The sequence below is a fragment of the Paenibacillus allorhizoplanae genome (assembly GCF_927798215.1).
Lineage (GTDB): Bacteria > Bacillota > Bacilli > Paenibacillales > NBRC-103111 > Paenibacillus_E > Paenibacillus_E allorhizoplanae.
Genome location: NZ_CAKMMW010000005.1, coordinates 227,893 through 243,426 on the forward strand (window position 1 = coordinate 227,893; position 15,534 = coordinate 243,426).

At 46.2% G+C, this 15,534-nt stretch carries 21 protein-coding genes; 20 read left to right on the plus strand and 1 reads right to left on the minus strand.

Annotated features, from left to right (window positions below):
* The first annotated feature begins 4 nt into the window (after positions 1–4).
* The 9 genes from prpB (at position 5) to L6I86_RS11870 (ending at position 6,708) form a co-directional block, all read left to right on the plus strand.
* Entirely contained in the window at positions 5–913 is a 909-nt protein-coding gene (gene prpB, locus L6I86_RS11830; RefSeq protein ID WP_236287278.1) for a methylisocitrate lyase, read from the plus strand.
* Positions 914–943: 30 nt separating this feature from the next.
* A complete protein-coding gene (locus L6I86_RS11835; protein ID WP_236287280.1) occupies positions 944–2,083 on the plus strand; it encodes an acyl-CoA dehydrogenase family protein in 1,140 nt (379 codons plus the stop codon).
* Between the two features lie 23 nt (positions 2,084–2,106).
* Complete coding sequence (locus L6I86_RS11840) at positions 2,107–3,273, plus strand: acetyl-CoA C-acetyltransferase (RefSeq protein ID WP_236287281.1); 1,167 nt, start codon at positions 2,107–2,109, stop codon at positions 3,271–3,273.
* 59 nt (positions 3,274–3,332) lie between these two features.
* Positions 3,333–4,187 carry a 3-hydroxybutyryl-CoA dehydrogenase gene (locus L6I86_RS11845; protein WP_236287283.1) on the plus strand — a complete coding sequence of 285 codons (855 nt, stop codon included), beginning with the start codon at positions 3,333–3,335 and terminating at the stop codon, positions 4,185–4,187.
* Between the two features lie 127 nt (positions 4,188–4,314).
* The gene (locus L6I86_RS11850) at positions 4,315–4,740 is read left to right on the plus strand and encodes an HIT family protein (protein WP_236287285.1); all 426 of its coding nucleotides are present in this window, start codon (positions 4,315–4,317) and stop codon (positions 4,738–4,740) included.
* Positions 4,741–4,862: 122 nt separating this feature from the next.
* Positions 4,863–5,261, plus strand: coding sequence for a DUF1871 family protein (locus tag L6I86_RS11855; protein WP_236287287.1), 399 nt, complete (start codon positions 4,863–4,865; stop codon positions 5,259–5,261).
* Positions 5,254–5,514 carry a hypothetical protein gene (locus tag L6I86_RS11860; RefSeq protein WP_056625290.1) on the plus strand — a complete coding sequence of 87 codons (261 nt, stop codon included), beginning with the start codon at positions 5,254–5,256 and terminating at the stop codon, positions 5,512–5,514. The genes L6I86_RS11855 and L6I86_RS11860 overlap by 8 nt, the downstream gene beginning before the upstream one ends.
* A 149-nt stretch (positions 5,515–5,663) precedes the next feature.
* Complete coding sequence (locus L6I86_RS11865; RefSeq protein WP_236287289.1) at positions 5,664–6,221, plus strand: DEAD/DEAH box helicase family protein; 558 nt, start codon at positions 5,664–5,666, stop codon at positions 6,219–6,221.
* A gap of 34 nt (positions 6,222–6,255) precedes the next feature.
* Positions 6,256–6,708, plus strand: a complete 453-nt coding sequence (locus tag L6I86_RS11870; protein ID WP_236287415.1) for a GNAT family N-acetyltransferase — start codon at positions 6,256–6,258, stop codon at positions 6,706–6,708.
* A gap of 87 nt (positions 6,709–6,795) precedes the next feature.
* Here the strand turns inward: L6I86_RS11870 and L6I86_RS11875 are convergent, their stop codons facing one another.
* A complete protein-coding gene (locus L6I86_RS11875) occupies positions 6,796–7,644 on the minus strand; it encodes an SDR family NAD(P)-dependent oxidoreductase (protein ID WP_236287291.1) in 849 nt (282 codons plus the stop codon).
* Positions 7,645–7,811: 167 nt separating this feature from the next.
* On the opposite strand from L6I86_RS11875, the gene L6I86_RS11880 reads away from it, so the two are divergent.
* The 11 genes from L6I86_RS11880 to L6I86_RS11930 all read left to right on the plus strand — a co-directional run bounded on the left by L6I86_RS11880 (position 7,812) and on the right by L6I86_RS11930 (position 15,520).
* Positions 7,812–8,225, plus strand: a complete 414-nt coding sequence (locus L6I86_RS11880) for a MerR family transcriptional regulator (protein WP_236287293.1) — start codon at positions 7,812–7,814, stop codon at positions 8,223–8,225.
* A gap of 216 nt (positions 8,226–8,441) precedes the next feature.
* Positions 8,442–8,924: a DUF6530 family protein gene (locus tag L6I86_RS11885; RefSeq protein ID WP_173108208.1), complete on the plus strand. Its 483-nt coding sequence runs from the start codon at positions 8,442–8,444 to the stop codon at positions 8,922–8,924.
* Positions 8,925–8,929: 5 nt separating this feature from the next.
* Positions 8,930–9,313, plus strand: coding sequence for a GIY-YIG nuclease family protein (locus tag L6I86_RS11890; RefSeq protein ID WP_236287295.1), 384 nt, complete (start codon positions 8,930–8,932; stop codon positions 9,311–9,313).
* Between the two features lie 155 nt (positions 9,314–9,468).
* The gene (locus tag L6I86_RS11895; RefSeq protein WP_236287297.1) at positions 9,469–10,452 is read left to right on the plus strand and encodes an aldo/keto reductase; all 984 of its coding nucleotides are present in this window, start codon (positions 9,469–9,471) and stop codon (positions 10,450–10,452) included.
* A 38-nt stretch (positions 10,453–10,490) separates the two neighbouring features.
* Positions 10,491–11,105 carry a DUF3990 domain-containing protein gene (locus tag L6I86_RS11900; RefSeq protein WP_236287299.1) on the plus strand — a complete coding sequence of 205 codons (615 nt, stop codon included), beginning with the start codon at positions 10,491–10,493 and terminating at the stop codon, positions 11,103–11,105.
* Positions 11,074–11,370, plus strand: a complete 297-nt coding sequence (locus tag L6I86_RS11905; RefSeq protein ID WP_236287301.1) for a hypothetical protein — start codon at positions 11,074–11,076, stop codon at positions 11,368–11,370. Before L6I86_RS11900 ends, L6I86_RS11905 begins: the two co-directional genes overlap by 32 nt.
* 65 nt (positions 11,371–11,435) lie before the next feature.
* Positions 11,436–12,254 (plus strand): class I SAM-dependent methyltransferase, encoded by an 819-nt coding sequence (locus L6I86_RS11910; protein WP_236287302.1) that lies wholly within the window; start codon positions 11,436–11,438, stop codon positions 12,252–12,254.
* Positions 12,255–12,288: 34 nt separating this feature from the next.
* Positions 12,289–13,434, plus strand: a complete 1,146-nt coding sequence (locus tag L6I86_RS11915; RefSeq protein ID WP_276574845.1) for an MFS transporter — start codon at positions 12,289–12,291, stop codon at positions 13,432–13,434.
* Positions 13,435–13,549: 115 nt separating this feature from the next.
* Complete coding sequence (locus tag L6I86_RS11920) at positions 13,550–14,038, plus strand: SRPBCC family protein (protein WP_236287307.1); 489 nt, start codon at positions 13,550–13,552, stop codon at positions 14,036–14,038.
* A 143-nt stretch (positions 14,039–14,181) separates the two neighbouring features.
* The gene (locus L6I86_RS11925) at positions 14,182–15,012 is read left to right on the plus strand and encodes a sugar phosphate isomerase/epimerase family protein (protein WP_236287309.1); all 831 of its coding nucleotides are present in this window, start codon (positions 14,182–14,184) and stop codon (positions 15,010–15,012) included.
* Between the two features lie 88 nt (positions 15,013–15,100).
* On the plus strand, positions 15,101–15,520 hold the full coding sequence (locus L6I86_RS11930; protein WP_236287311.1) for an HIT family protein: 420 nt from the start codon (positions 15,101–15,103) through the stop codon (positions 15,518–15,520).
* The last annotated feature ends 14 nt before the right edge of the window (positions 15,521–15,534 follow it).

A 15,534-nucleotide genomic window follows, 5' to 3' on the forward strand; every position in this document is an offset into this window, starting at 1 on the left:
TACTATGTCATGGTTGATTGAGGAGGAGCCGAGTCAAGAACAGTTAGCTGCGGGGTGGCGTCGTTTCGTTGAAGCGGGTCCTATTGTCCAAATCGTTGGCACTCACGATGGCATGGCAGCTAGAATCGCCAAGCAAGCAGGGTTTCAGGCTCTTTATTTATCAGGTGCCGCTTATACGGCCAGTCGAGGATTGCCTGATTTGGGACTTATTTATTCCAACGAAGTTGCAGAGCGAGCCAGGGAGCTCGTTCGTGCATCGGGACTTCCGTTATTGGTCGATATCGATACGGGATATGGCGGCATCCTGAATGTCGCGCGGACCGCAAAGGAAATGGTGGAGGCGAAAGTTGCCGCTGTACAAATTGAAGATCAAGAGATGCCGAAGAAATGTGGACACCTGAGCGGTAAAAAACTCATTTCCACTGAGGAAATGTGTCAAAAAATCCGCACACTCAAAGCCGTCAGCCCGACGCTTTATATTGTTGCACGGACAGACGCGAAAGGAGTAGAAGGCATGGCGGAAGCCATCAACCGTGCGAAGCACTATCTCGACGCTGGAGCGGATGCTATTTTTCCAGAAGCACTTGAGAGTGAGGAGGACTTTCAGTATTTTCGAAAGGAAGTAGATGGACCTCTTTTGGCCAATATGACCGAATTTGGACGTACGCCATACTTTACGGCAGCACAATTTGAAAGTTGGGGCTTCCGTATGGTTCTCTATCCGGTTACGTCGTTACGTGTTGCTGCTAAAGCGTATGAGCGGGTATTTGAGGAGATTCGTCAGCAAGGGACACAGATGGGCTTGCTAGCTAACATGCAAACACGCAGCGAGTTATATAAAGCGATTCGCTATGAAGATTATGAGGCCTTGGATGGTTCTATTGCACGATCAACATGGGAGGAAAAGAGCTAGAAGTGCAAGCGGCTTGAGGGAGGGCTCCACATGGATTATAGCCTTTCAGAGGAATTGAAAATGATTCGCACGATGGTGCGCGATTTTGCATCAGAGGAGGTTGCGCCGACTGCGGCGCTTCGAGATGAAGAAGAACGGTTTGATCGTCAACTATTCGAAACGATGGGGGAGCTTGGTTTAACTGGGATTCTCGTACCTGAGTTATATGGCGGACTTGGCTCTAATGCTTTGACGAATTGCTTGGTTTTGGAGGAGTTAGCTCGTGCTTGCGCATCGACAGGGTATACGCTTTTCGTGCATAGCGGGTTGGCGTGTGCGGCAATCTCAATGTTTGGCTCAGTGGAACAGAAGAAGTTGTTTCTGGGTCCGATGGGAAATGGGCAAAAGCTAGGGGCTTATGCTTGGTCTGAACATGCGCAAACAGCGGGGGCATCTGGCGTTGTTCTGCACACAAAAGCGTTGCGTGATGGGGACGACTACGTGCTGCAGGGCACGAAGTTCTTCGTTTCAAATGCAGGGGAAGCGGATGTCTATGTGGTTTTTGCATTGACGGGAAATGATTCTACGTCACACGAGAGTAGTGCATTTATCATTGAGAAAGGCACACCGGGGTTCATTTTAAGTAAAAAGGAAAGAAAACTCGGACTACGTGGCTCACCTAGCCTATCTATTGAACTGGTTGATTGCCGAATTCCATTGGCGAATCGGCTTGGCGAGGAAGGGGACGGCCATCGGATTGCGTTGCAGTCGCTGGAATCTGCACGCAGCGGCATCGCTGCACTGGCGGTAGGGCTCGCGCAAGCAGCGATGGATGTGTCAATTGCCTATGCGAAGACGCGTAAGCAATTCGGTAAGCCGATTGCGCAGCAGCAAGCTATCGCATTCAAGCTAGCGAATATGGCTACGCAAATTGAAGCTACGAGACTGCTCACGTATCAAGCCGCATGGCGTGAGAGCCAGTGTGGGGTTGGAGCTGGGTATGCCAATCTATTTGCTGGGGATACGGCGATGACCGTTGCGATTGAAGCTGTTCAAATCCACGGTGGCTATGGATATACGAAAGCTTTCCCCGTTGAACGGTATATGCGCGATGCGAAAATGCTCCAAATGGTTGAAGCAACAATGGATGAGCAGCGGAGAGCGATTGCACGTTTAGTTAAGAGGACGTGAGCGTGGACTGGAGGGCGAGGTGTATGCGAGAAAGCGTCATTGTTGGCGGTGCGAGAACCCCGTTTGGTAAGTTTGGCGGTGCGTTGAAGGATGTCCCAGCTGTCGAGCTGGGGGGAATCGTCATCAAGGAAGCCATACGACGCGCGTCTCTGGATCCTTCATTGATCGAAGAAGTCATGATGGGCATGGTACTGCAAGGGGGGGCAGGACAAATTCCTTCGCGTCAAGCGGCTCGCAGGGCGGGACTGGCGTGGAGTGTGACGTCAGAGACAATCAACAAAGTGTGTGCTTCAGGGCTGCGCAGTGTGACCATGGCCGACCAAATCATCCGCGCAGGAGATGCATCGGCACTTGTGGCAGGCGGCATGGAAAGCATGAGCAACGCGCCATATTTGGCGACGCATGCGCGTTGGGGCGCACGGATGGGCGAACAGCGACTGATCGATCTGATGATTCATGATGGTCTGACATGTCCATTCGAACGCGTGCATATGGTGCTTCATGGCAGTCGCATTGCTGCTGAATACAAGATTGGACGTCAGGAGCAGGACGAGTGGGCTTTACGCAGTCATCAATTAGCTTTGCAGGCGATGTCCAATGGTTTCTGTGCAGAGGAAATCGTACCTGTCCAAGTTGGAGCAAATGTTGTGAATCGAGATGAAGGACCGCGTGCGGATACGAGTTTAGCTAAGCTAGCCGGATTGGTCCCTGTATTCGATAAGCAAGGAAGCATTACGGCCGGAAATGCACCAGGTGTGAATGATGGTGCAGCAGCTTTGGTCGTTATGGCGAGAGAAGCTGCTCTTGAACAGGGTGTAATTCCACTCGCTACGATACTAGGCCATACCAGTGTAGGCGAGCGAGCGCCTTATATCGCGACGACACCTGCGCTGGCCATTCGGAAACTGCTGCAGCAAACGGGTGTGACGCTAGATCAAATTGATCGATTCGAGGTGAATGAGGCTTTTGCCGCTGTCGTGCTCACATGCGAGCGTATGCTAGGGTGGAATTCACAGCGCGTTAACATTAATGGCAGTGCCATTGCACTCGGCCATCCTATTGGCGCGAGCGGAACACGGATCATTCTCACATTGATCCATGAGCTTCGCAGAATTGGCGGTGGCTATGGGATTGCAGCGATCTGCAGCGGTACGGCGCAAGGTGATGCGATCTTACTTCGTGTGGAATAGTCGAGGTTTCAATTAGGTAATGATAGTTCGGTTCAATGAAGCTGTAGGAGCGATGAACGATGTCTATACAAACCATCATGGTAATTGGGGCTGGGCAGATGGGAAGCGGCATTGCGCAAGTGGCTGCCTCTGCAGACCGCAAGGTACTTTGGCATGATCTATCTATGCCTTTGATCGATAAGGGCATGTTGGTCATTAGCAACCAATTAGATCGGAATGTTGCGAAAGGGAGGTTAACGGAGGAGGCGAAAGTAAGCATTCTTAGCCGCATTCAACCGACGGGAGACATGGAAGAGGCTGCACAAGTGGATCTGGTGATTGAGGCCATATCTGAGAATATGGCTTGGAAAACAGCACTTTTTCAGAAGTTAGATGGGATCTGCCCGCCTCAGGTGATTATGGCAACGAATACGTCATCGCTGCCGATTACTGAGATTGCTGCTGCGACAACACGCCCTTCGCAAGTTATCGGGATGCATTTCATGAACCCGGTTCCCGTGATGCCGCTGATAGAAATTATTCGAGGACTCGAAACGTCCCAGAATGTATTCGATGCTATCTTTCAGCTTAGTAAGGAACTTGGTAAAACACCTGTTGAGGTGCAGGATTTTCCAGGATTCGTTTCAAATCGTATTCTCATGCCGATGATTAATGAAGCCATTTTTACGGTATATGAAGGTGTAGCAACGGTTGAGGCTGTAGATACGGTGATGAAGCTCGGGATGAACCATCCGATGGGACCGCTGGAGCTCGCTGATTTCATTGGGTTGGACACGTGTTTATCGATCATGGAAATTCTCAACGAAGGGTTTAAGGATTCCAAATATCGCCCCTGTCCGCTCCTCAGGAAATATGTGAAGGCGGGGCGACTTGGACGTAAGTCTGGGCAAGGATTTTATACGTATTCAACTTGAGCGGTTAGCTTTGCAGTCACTCTGAGGAGGGGCTGTTTTTTGTTTCAGCAGGTAATTTAAAGGGATGGATGGAATTGATAAGAAGTGAATAACACTAAACGGTGCTCTGAAAGGATGGAAGTGTAAGATGGAAGGTACGTGTTTAGGCTGCCAGCTAGCGAACGGACAAGCTCAAGCTCATGTAGTATACGAGAGTGAGTGGTTGACCTGTCTCTTAGATATCGCTCCGTTAAATGAAGGACATGTTCTATTGCTTCCTAAGCGTCATGTGGTTGAATTGGAGCAAATGGATGAAGAGACATCAACAGCCATGTTGAAAGCCGTGATGAAGATGTCACGCGTAATTAACACACGCTATCAACCAGATGGCGTTACGATCCTCCAAAATGGCGGTACATTCAATGATTTAGGCCATGTGCATGTTCATATGTTCCCGAGATATGAAGGGGATGGCTTTGGTTGGTTGGAGCCGGAAGATCGAAATGACAATAGAAATAGATTGGCTGAAACGAGATTGTCTATAGTTAATGCCGTTAAAGATTTATGTGATTAAATATATAAAGTTGGCATCCTTCAGCTAACATGATAAACTGCTAGGGGCGACACTGCAGCGGATTGATCTGTTTGAACGGAATCAGCAGATAAAGCTGGTGTCCAACTAAGGAGGCAAACGCTGTGGAATTTCGTGCTGTATCGCAAGAGACCAAGATGAATTATATGCTCTGGAGTATAAAGAAGGAAATCAGGAAAGAGAATAAGTACTTAGCATCCTTACCGTTTGATCCTTCGCCGATTATTGGCGTTGTGAAGTATCATCTGGATCAGTGGGATCCGATTCAATTACTAGAAGATGGAAGTCAAGACGATGAATACGATGGTGAGGCTCGCAGCGTTACCATTTATATAATTAAGCATATGGAAGAGATAAGTGTTGCCGGGTTGGGACAAGAGATCCAATCAATTTTCAGAAAATCCTTTCTGGATGAATTTCAGTCAGATGAGGATACTTTTGAAATCGCAATTGGCATTCTGCGTGATTTGACTAATGGAAATGAGGATGTTTCGAGTGAGTGAAATGGTCGGGAAGTACTGTGCGAAGTTTTTTGGTAAGACAGGTGTCATTCTTGAAATTGGTGTTGTGAAAAAGGTCGCGAGTCGTACCATTCATGTGGATTGGGGTACGAAAACGTGGGTGTACCAGAATCGAGATTTCAATTGGACACCACTGACGAAGGAAGAATTCGAAGTTAAATACAAAAAGCCGAAATTCTCTGACGCAGCTCTGGTGCGTGCCGCAGAATTGGGCCTCAAAATTACGTATAATTAAGTTGCGGCTGCCTCGGGGCGGCCGTTTTTCTATTAGCTGAGGGCAGCTTGCCTAATTCGGAAAGATTGAATTTACTTATTTTATACAAATAAAGGGCCATTAGGCATGATAAAATAGGAGTAAGGGATGAACGATAGTGAGGTGCTGCGATGAAATTTGTACTCATTTTCGGCCCGCAAGCTGTTGGTAAAATGACAGTCGGCCACGCACTTGAAGAAACTACTGCATTGAAGCTCGTTCACAATCATATGACGATTGATCTCCTCCATCCCTATTTCGGGTTTTCGCAAGAAACTTGGCGGTTAGTTGATTTGTTTCGTTGTGAGATTTTTGAGGCTGTCGCAAATAGTGAGTTGTATGGATTGATTTTCACGTATGTGTGGGCTTTTGATAAGCAAGCCGATTGGGATTTCGTGCAGAAAGTTTGCTCGATTTTCGAAGCCAAAGGTGGTGAGATTTATTTCGTTGAACTTGAAGCACCTATGGAAGAGAGAATGGAACGGAATAAAACCCCTCATCGACTCGCGCATAAGCCTACCAAACGAAATGTAGCACAATCGGAACAGAATTTACTTGAAAGCTTGGAAAAGAATCGTTTAAACTCGCTAGATGGTGAAATCACTAGAGAAAATTACATGCGTATCAACAATGCAGGGGTAAGTCCAGAGGATGTCGCAGCGATGATTAAAGCAAAGTTTCATTTCTGAAACCCATCACACTTGGATGGAGGCATACAGCATGTTGCATATTCGAGAATTACAGCTAACGGAAGAATATCCGATTCACTTATTTCTATTGGCTGACCCAGAGCTTGCGATGGTCGAGTCGTATGTGTACCAAAGCAAGTGCTACGTCTTGGAAGAAAACCATGAAATTATCGGTGCTTATTTGCTGCTTCCAACGAGACCGAAGACGATTGAACTGGTGAATATCGCGGTGATTACGAAGAAACAAGGCCGTGGCTATGGCAAGGAACTCGTGAAACATGCGGTGGAAACGGCAAGAACGTTAAATTATAAGACGATAGAGATCGGCACAGGCAATTCTGGTGTCCAACAGTTGAGTCTCTATCAGAAATGCGGATTTCGTATTTATGGCGTGGATCTCGATTTCTTTACTAGGCATTATAAGGAACCTATTTTTGAAAATGGTATTCAGTGTCGCGATATGATTCGACTACGTCAGGACTTATAGTAAAGTAGGAAAAACTCCTGCAAAAGTGCTAGTCAAGCACGATTGCAGGAGTTTTTCTGTATAGACAACGCCGTTCGCGTCTACTCATTATTTCCCAACTTCTTTATACATATACTCGTAAATGGCACGAACTTTCTCAAGCACCCTTGGTGCATGCTGGACGAATTTCAGCTCGACAAGCTTGTTTTTCGTCAGGTAAGCACCAGGTATATGGTCACCTAGGGCACCTTGATAGAGCAGTGAGGCCCCTTTGCTAGGATGTGGAAAAAATAAACGGATGATCGGCTTGAGATAGAAAGGAATCCCCGATTGTTTGCCTTTGCGCATTGTATTATTGCCGCCAGGGTCAACAGTGATCATCTTAATCCCTTCTAGGGCGAGATGGGGAGCAAGTTCTTGCGTCCATAAGGATAGCGCGAGTTTAGACGCCGCGTAGGGGCCGAACAGCATTTTAAATTGCGCGGGGTGATCTAATGTTTCAGGGTCAAAACGCTTCATCGTTTTGAACGCGTTAGTGGAGGTATGCACGACTCGTTTCAGCGTACCCTTCTTCAAAAGCGCCATTAACTCCATCGTGATGATATAGGGTACGACGGTTTGTAGTTCATAATGCAGTTCTCGACCTTGCTTTGATAACATGAGTTCGGGGAAGCTGCCACCTGCATTGTTGTAAAGGAGATCAATTTTCGTTTCATTGTTTTTAATTTGCTCTAGCGCTACCTTTAAGCTTGTAAAATCACTTAAATCCGCTTGATAGACACGCAACTGTCGCGTTCCTATTGCTGCTTGAATCGCTGTATCGTCTTCAGGGAATCCTGTGCGAATCAGCGCTATGATCTGTGCACCTTCTAGCAGCAACTGGTGAGTTAAAGCCAACCCTATCCCGCTGCTGGCGCCTGTAATGAGGACGATTTTACCTGATAAATTCGTATTCATGTTTACTCCCTCCATATTCAAAAGCATGTATGTTTGTATGGATTTGACTATACAACTTGGAGTCGACTTCAAGTCAACCCTATATGGATTAAATGATTATGTATTGACTTCGAGTTAACTCCAAGTTTTATAATGAAATCAATGTAACTAAAGGGAGTTGGAGATTCATGAGTGAGGCGGCAGGATTTTCAATTAAAGAAGCAGCGGAGCAATCCGCTTTATCCGAAGATACGATTCGATACTATGAAAAAATTGGACTGTTACCTCAGGCGGATCGGAAGAAGAACCGTCATCGTATTTATCATCCGGAAGATCTCCAAGTCATGCAACTAATCACTTGTCTGAAGAAGACAGGGATGTCATTGGACGAAATGAAGCCGTTTCTAGGTTTGACTTATGAGTCCGATTTGACTGAGCATCCAGATCTGCAAGTCAAGCTGCAGCAGCATAGGGAGAAAATCCAACACCAGATTAATTCCTTACAAATGATCATAGATGTGATTGATTCGAAAATGACGTCCGGCAACATGCTGCCAGAGGCATGCGAGCTTGCTGAGCCCACGAAACGGATACAGCGGTAGCGCATAGCGGATAGGCAGAAATAAAACACAGTGCTTCCCTGTTGGGGTGGTTCTGTGTTTTTTTGGCTCAGATCTCCTAGGATCTGTCATACCGCTTCATACAGGCATCCATTGACTTGAAAAAGAAGCTGCGGTATACTTCATTCATCGGATCTATATTTAGTAAATTAGTAAATTACTAAATATATAATTTATTTCAAACATGGAGGAATTACAATGAAAATCCCAACAACACTCAAACATAAACCTGTTATCGTAGCTGAGAACTATGCCAATATTGACGGTAGATATACGCAAAACACGGACACACAAGGTCTTTCCTTAGGTCTAGCTCAGTGGAACGACAGAGGAAAGGTTGATATCTCGGCTAAAGTATGGCGCTATACAGGCGAGAAATGGTCACGCCAATCCGAAGAGCTGCCTTTACACCGTGTGTTGGATCTAGCGATCCTCGTGTGTCGTACGAAGCTGCATTTCCAAGAGGACGCTTATCGGTATGAGAACGGGTATGATGCCGAGAATCCAGTAATCGACAGAATCGGCCTGCAAGGGGATGCGATGACCGTAGGTGTATGTACCGATAATGAGAAAATTAATGAAGATATCAAGCTTTTCAGTCAAGCGTTAAGTGATGACGGAGAGTTGATTGGAGAACGTTTAAGTACGCTTTCCAGGATTTTAAAAGAGATGGGGTATTAATTACCATGTTAGACAAACAGAAGAAGAAGGAGCTTGCGACCCATTATAAACAAACGTTTCGTGCCATGGGTGTTTATCAAATTCGAAATATCCAGAACGATAAAATACTTGTAAACGGCAGTATGGATCTCGATGGCATGAAGAATCGGCTCGAATTTTGCAAGCAGATGAATACCAATACGTTCAATGAACTTCAGAAAGACTGGGCGACGTTCGGTGGCCAATCGTTCGTGTTTGAGGTATTAGATCGCATCGAGCCTCGAGATGAAATCATTTTGGATGCCGCGGAGTTGAAAAACTATCGAGCTGAAGTTGATGCATTGCTTGAGTTATGGCTCGAAAAGCTGGAGCCGTACGAAGAGAAGGGTTACAATAAACGCAAGCGTTAGTCTCTCATTTCACGATCGACTCAGGGGGTTCCGTCATAAGCGGACTCCTTTTTTTTGCATAAAGAGGGAGGTTTCCTCTTATCCTATGGCGAAATGGTGATAGATGAAATCATTGGAAGTAGGTTTATGAGATCTACATAGAAGGAGTGGGAATGATGAAATACCGTCAACTTGGTGATACAGAACTTCGAATTAGTGAGGTTAGCTTCGGTACTTGGGCTATTGGTGGAGGCTGGGGTGAAGCGAATGACGAAGAGTCTATTCGAGGCTTACACCGTGCTATGGAGGCAGGTGTGAACTTTTTTGATACAGCAGATGTATATGGCTCGGGTCATGCTGAAGAGCTCCTTGCGAAAGCGACGAAAGGGAAAGAAGATGAGGTCCACATTGCCACGAAGTTTTGCCGTTCGGGTGATATTCATGACCTTGCGACTTACTCCGAGCAAGCGGTTCGCCAATTTGCGGAAAACAGCTTGAAACGGTTAAATCGAGAGCGAATTGACCTGTATCAAATTCACTGTCCACCGCTTGCGATCTTAAAGGATGGTTCGGTCTTTGAGGTGCTTGAGAAATTGAAAGCTGAGGGTAAAATTCGTCACTATGGGGTGAGCGTTGAGACGGTGGAGGAAGGTTTGTTCTGTCTCACTGTTCCTGGTGTCAAAGCGCTGCAAGTGATTTTTAACTTGTTTCGTCAAAAGCCTGCTGACATCCTTTTCCCGCAAGCAAATGCTGCTGGGGTAGGCATCCTGGTTCGTCTTCCGCTGGCTAGCGGCTTACTAACAGGAAAATTCACGACTTCTAGCACATTTGCAGCGGATGATCACCGGAATTTCAATGCAAATGGCGACCAATTTAACGTAGGTGAGACGTTTGCAGGACTGCCGTTCACGAAAGGCGTAGATCTCGCTCAGGAGTTGGCTTGGATCGGTGAAGGTCGTGGGAACATGGCACGTGCTGCGATGCGTTGGATTTTGGAGAATCCGCACATTACTTGTATTATCCCTGGTTTTAAGAACGTCAAGCAGATTGAAGATAATCTAGCTACCCTTGATGTTCCAGCGTTCACTTCGGAAGAGCTAGTTCGTCTGAAGAGCTTCTATGCGACTGACGTTCACGCTCATATTCGTGGTGCTTACTAGCCTATTTAGAAGGGAAAGGGGTTTCAGAGGAAAGCGAAATGGATATAATAACACCACAACGTTTATATCATGGAACAACGAATAATCTTGTCAACCTTTTCCAAGATAAATTATTGGATAGCAGGTATTGGCGACCTGGCCGTGATTTCGGCGAAGGATTTTATACAACCATCTCAACAGCGCAGGCGAGAAATTGGGCACGTAAGGCAGCTGCTCGATCGATTATGGGGCATGAGCTTGCCTGTGTGCTTGAAATAGAGCTAATCTCGATTCCTGCGAAGATGGAACCGCTCATTTTTCTAAGTGATTCCTTAGCTTGGGCTCAATTTGTCATGTCGCATCGCAGTGTTATGAATAAGGGAGAAGATGACCCATGTCACAAACATCCGGATATCATTATAGGCCCAATGGCGGATGGTGATACTGGACGAATTATTGAAGAAGCAGTACAATTAAATAAAGATGTACATTGGTTTTATGATCAAATTTTACGCACCACACGCGGTCGGAAATTGGATGCGTTGCGTCTTGGCAATCAAGTGGTATTTTCCTCTGAGAAGTGGGAAGCATCCCTTCGGTTTGTTGGTTATAACATTTTTACGGGAGGCAGGTGGATCTACTATGAAAACACAAGTTCGGCTGAATCTGTATGAACGCGGAATCGTTGATGCTCTTGTTCAGAATTTCGGTTACACCTCGCAAGGTGCTCGAAAGCTTGTTGTCGAATATGTTGATGTCATTCGTAAATTAGGTGGCTATGACACCTGTTATGATCATGCAGAGCGATTAGTCCAAGCAACAACTAACAATTATAAGCCAGAAGAGTGGTTGAAACGAATCAATGTCCTCGCGAAGGAAGCTGTCCAAGATAAAGGCATACTTCACTTAGAGGGACGATTACACGTTCATGTACGTTAAATATGTCGAGTAGAAGCTCATCCTATGGTTGAGCTTTTTTTGTGAGCACTCAGAGGAGGGAAACGATGATTGAACATATTCGCACGAGTAATGTACAGCGATTTACCGGATTCGGTACGTTGTATGATGAAAGCCGGCCAACTGCACCGCAGGAAATGATCAAGATTTTGACAGCTTATTTGGGAAACAAACCCCAAACTGTTGTAGATGTAGGCTGCGGCACAGGGTTATCTTCGTTTCTATGGTTGAATGACGCAGAGCGGATCATCGGCGTTGAGCCTAGTGATGACATGCGTGCAGTAGCACTAGCCAAATGGGAGAATATGAACAAGCCAGAGGTTATTCAATTCGTTAAAGGTTTGTCTCATGAACTTGATCTGCCTTCTAATTCTACAGACGTTGTAACATGTTCTCAATCGTTTCATTGGATGGAGCCACAAAGCACTTTGCGTGAATTCGCACGTATCCTTCGCCCTGGTGGCGTATTCGCCGCTTATGATTGTGACTGGCCGCCTGTTATTGACTGGGAGATCGAACAGCAATATACGAAGCTAACATCGCTCGGTGATAAGCGGGCTGCCCAGCTGGCACCGAAGCACGAGCAAGCGCACAAATGGAACAAGGACGAGCATTTGAAGCAAATCCAATCATCGGGTTTATTCCGCTATGCCAGAGAAATTGTGTTTCATAATTGGGAGTCTTGCGATGCAACTCGCTATGCCAACCTCGCATTAAGCCAGGGCAGCTTACAATCCGCGATCAAGTTAGGCGCGAAAGAGCTCGAGGCAGAGGCAGCAGCGTTTCGCCAGCTTGTGGGGAAAGTATTCGCTGGTGAAGAACGATCGATATTATTCGGATACCGCATGCGGGTAGGCATCGTTTAGCAACCACAGATGAAAGAAGGGAACAGCCACGAAACTGAATGCATTTGTATTATTTTATGTCGTTATTTATATGGGAAATGCGGTTTATGGAACTTTCATGCCGGTGTATCTTAATAACGCGAAGTTTTCTCAGGAGCAGATCGGAGTCCTACTTAGTCTCGGACCCTTGATTGCCATGATTGGTCAACCTGTATGGGGGGCTTTAGGGGACCGTGCCAAATCAAAGAATTACATCCTGCGAGTATTAATTATCGGCAGCGGTATTTCGATTCTATTCTTACCGATCTCGCATCAATTTCTCTTTATTCTTGTCATCATTTGTATTTTCACCTTTTTCCAGACCTCTATATTTGCACTAAGTGATGCTATTACCTTAGAGGAATTAGATCGGCAGCCAACATGGAGCTTTGGCTTGATTCGGCTGGGAGGAACCGTAGGCTTCGCCATAATGTCACTCCTTTTCGGGTTCGTTGCCAAGTCTTACATCAATTCAATGTTCCCGGTTTACGCTTGTACGATGGCTGCCGCTTTGCTTTGTTTATGGCGCTTTCCAGCTGCCGCTGGGCGACCAGCGAATGTGATGGGGCGGAAATTCCGTGAGCTGTTCAAAAATGGCAAACTCATGTTTTATATAGGCATGAATTTTATTATCCAAATCACGCTTGGCTATTATTATGCATTTTTCCCCATTTATTTCAAGCAAATGGGCGGGGATAGTGTACTGTTAGGCTGGTCAATGACGATTTCGTCCTTGAGCGAGCTGCCTTTTCTGTTATTTTCAGCAAAAATTTTCAAGCGAATTCCTATCTCCATCATTTTACTCGTTGCAGCTCTGGCATCAGCCTTACGATGGTTCTTATTCTCCCAGATTGAAGTAGCGCACTGGTTATTACCTGTTCAAGTCTTGCATGGCGTTATCTTTATCGTACTATCCGTTACGATTGCCACGATTATTAACCGCGAAGTACCGGCGGAATGGAAGGCAAGCGGGCAAACCCTCAACGGTTTGCTCAGCCTTGGGGCTGCTCGTATTATTGGCAGCTTCTTAGGTGGTTTCATGAGCGCAGCCTACGGGATGAGACAAGTTTTCCTATACAGCTCATGGCTATCTATGGCGTGTGTCGTGGTGATTGGTGTCGTTCTATTTACGCGAAGAAAGCACAATGAACTAGGGATATAATGGGAAGGAAAGCTTTTGGACGAATCGCCTTGTGAAAAGTTGCCTGTTTGGAACTCGATGGTGAATTCGATTATGATAGTGACATAGTACTTCAATGAAAGGAAAGTGAACGGTTATGATCGAGAATGAAGCGATTCTTACCTATGAGCCTGGAGGTCAGCAGATCTGCATGACACGCGTGTTCAATGCGCCGCGAGAGTTAGTGTTTAAAGCGTTTACGGACGCGGCGCTGATCGTGGAATGGCTTGGCCCCCGGACGCTAACGATGAAATTGGACACTTTTGAGCCGAGAAGCGGTGGCAACTGGCGCTATATACATCTGGATAGCCAAGGAAATGAATATGCGTTTCGTGGCGTGTACCATGAAGTTACTGCGCCGGAACGGATTATTCAAACGTTCGAGTTTGAAGGACTTCCGGAGAAGGGACATGTTATCCTCGAAACGGCTAAATTCGAAGAACTCGAAGGCGGAAAGACCAAGCTAGTGATGGAATCCGTGTTCCAATCGGTCGCTGATCGAGACGGCATGCTGCATTCAGGCATGGAGCAAGGGATGCAGGATTCGTATGAGCGGTTAGCTGAGCTTTTGGATCGCATAAAGTAATTGGGAGAGAGCAGGCGCTGCGGCGGCCTGCTTTTTCTCATGAAAAATAGCACAATAAGACATCTAGTTGCGTTTTCGAATATGGCGATTCAGGGACGACTTTGATAAGATATGTCAAAATGAGGAATGAAAGGATGGAAGCTATGCCATTTCTATCACTAACGAGTTGGAGTTTACATCGAAATTTAGGTCCTTTGCGTTGGACTCGCTGGCAGGATACCACGCGAACGCAATTCACGGATGTTCAAGATCAACCAGAGCTGCTTTCTTTGCTCGAATTACCAGCCGTACTGGCGGAAAAGGGGTTCAGCTCGCTGGAAGTTTGTCATTTTCATTTCCCAGAGACGAATGATGCATATCTGCTTGATTTGAAGCAGGCGTTTACAGATGCGGGGCTTCGTTTCTATACATTATTACTTGAATATGGGGATATCTCTAGTCCAGATGAGGTTCGTAGACAATCCGATATCACGTGGATCAAAGGTTGGATAGATGTCGCTGCCCTGGCAGGAGCAGAAAGAGTACGTATAATTGCAGGGGAAGCGGATCCATCGGACATGGATGCCTTGGCACGATCGATCGAAGCCCTCCGTGAATTAGGACAGTATGGGAAGGATCATGGCGTACGCGTCGTGACAGAGAATTTCAAATCTCTATCCTCAACAGGCGACAATTGTCTTGCGATTTTGGAAGGATGTGGAGATGTTATTGGATTTACCTCCGATTTCGGGAATTTCAAAGGTGAGCAGAAATACGATGAGTTAGTTCAAACGATTCCACTTAGTGAATCCATCCATGCCAAAGCGCAAACGAATACCGAGGGAGATCCTGATGAGGCGGAGTTTATTCGCTGCTTAAACATCGCCAAACAGGCAAGTTATGAAGGGCCGCTTACACTTGTTTTTGATGGCCCTGGTGACATGTGGGAGGGTATAGAGCGCGTTAAGAAGCTGGCGGAGCCGTACTGTTCCTAATAGGAATTGTATCTGCTCCGATGTGAATTATGCTATGATACTAGTAATGTTATCCATTAACTTTTTACTAGAATAGGAGACTTCCACCATGACCCCCGTATGTAATTATTGCAGCAAGAACGAGGCGTTAGCGAACTTAATGATTGAAATTGGGCAATTGCGTGTATCGACGTTGTACTTATTTAGAGAACAAACGTATAAAGGGCGCTGTATTGTTGCTTTGAACGAGCATCACACCGAATTCTTTCACTTGTCTCAAGAGAATCAGGATGCATACATGCGTGATGTAGCGCAGGCTGCAGCTGCCGTGGAACGTGCTTTTTCTCCGGACAAAATTAATTATGGGGCCTTTGGCGATACGATGCCACATGTACATTTTCATATTGTACCGAAATATAAGGATGGCTACACGTGGGGCAAAATGTTCGAAATGAATCCCGCTGACAACAAGCAATTGACTGAGCAAGAGTATGATGAAATCATCGGTCAATTGAAAGAACATCTGTAGCGTCAACAGATTAC

What these genes read in the sequence shown, in the direction of transcription:
- L6I86_RS11925 (WP_236287309.1), top strand. Translation starts at nt 14,182, where the DNA reads ATGCCATTTCTATCACTAACGAGTTGGAGTTTACATCGAAATTTAGGT.
- L6I86_RS11840 (WP_236287281.1), top strand. Translation starts at nt 2,107, where the DNA reads ATGCGAGAAAGCGTCATTGTTGGCGGTGCGAGAACCCCGTTTGGTAAG.
- L6I86_RS11835 (WP_236287280.1), top strand. Translation starts at nt 944, where the DNA reads ATGGATTATAGCCTTTCAGAGGAATTGAAAATGATTCGCACGATGGTG.
- L6I86_RS11920 (WP_236287307.1), top strand. Translation starts at nt 13,550, where the DNA reads ATGATCGAGAATGAAGCGATTCTTACCTATGAGCCTGGAGGTCAGCAG.
- L6I86_RS11875 (WP_236287291.1), bottom strand. Translation starts at nt 7,644, where the DNA reads ATGAATACGAATTTATCAGGTAAAATCGTCCTCATTACAGGCGCCAGC.
- L6I86_RS11910 (WP_236287302.1), top strand. Translation starts at nt 11,436, where the DNA reads ATGATTGAACATATTCGCACGAGTAATGTACAGCGATTTACCGGATTC.
- L6I86_RS11895 (WP_236287297.1), top strand. Translation starts at nt 9,469, where the DNA reads ATGAAATACCGTCAACTTGGTGATACAGAACTTCGAATTAGTGAGGTT.
- L6I86_RS11850 (WP_236287285.1), top strand. Translation starts at nt 4,315, where the DNA reads ATGGAAGGTACGTGTTTAGGCTGCCAGCTAGCGAACGGACAAGCTCAA.
- L6I86_RS11880 (WP_236287293.1), top strand. Translation starts at nt 7,812, where the DNA reads ATGAGTGAGGCGGCAGGATTTTCAATTAAAGAAGCAGCGGAGCAATCC.
- L6I86_RS11905 (WP_236287301.1), top strand. Translation starts at nt 11,074, where the DNA reads ATGAAAACACAAGTTCGGCTGAATCTGTATGAACGCGGAATCGTTGAT.
- L6I86_RS11930 (WP_236287311.1), top strand. Translation starts at nt 15,101, where the DNA reads ATGACCCCCGTATGTAATTATTGCAGCAAGAACGAGGCGTTAGCGAAC.
- L6I86_RS11885 (WP_173108208.1), top strand. Translation starts at nt 8,442, where the DNA reads ATGAAAATCCCAACAACACTCAAACATAAACCTGTTATCGTAGCTGAG.
- L6I86_RS11900 (WP_236287299.1), top strand. Translation starts at nt 10,491, where the DNA reads ATGGATATAATAACACCACAACGTTTATATCATGGAACAACGAATAAT.
- prpB (WP_236287278.1), top strand. Translation starts at nt 5, where the DNA reads ATGTCATGGTTGATTGAGGAGGAGCCGAGTCAAGAACAGTTAGCTGCG.
- L6I86_RS11865 (WP_236287289.1), top strand. Translation starts at nt 5,664, where the DNA reads ATGAAATTTGTACTCATTTTCGGCCCGCAAGCTGTTGGTAAAATGACA.
- L6I86_RS11845 (WP_236287283.1), top strand. Translation starts at nt 3,333, where the DNA reads ATGTCTATACAAACCATCATGGTAATTGGGGCTGGGCAGATGGGAAGC.
- L6I86_RS11890 (WP_236287295.1), top strand. Translation starts at nt 8,930, where the DNA reads ATGTTAGACAAACAGAAGAAGAAGGAGCTTGCGACCCATTATAAACAA.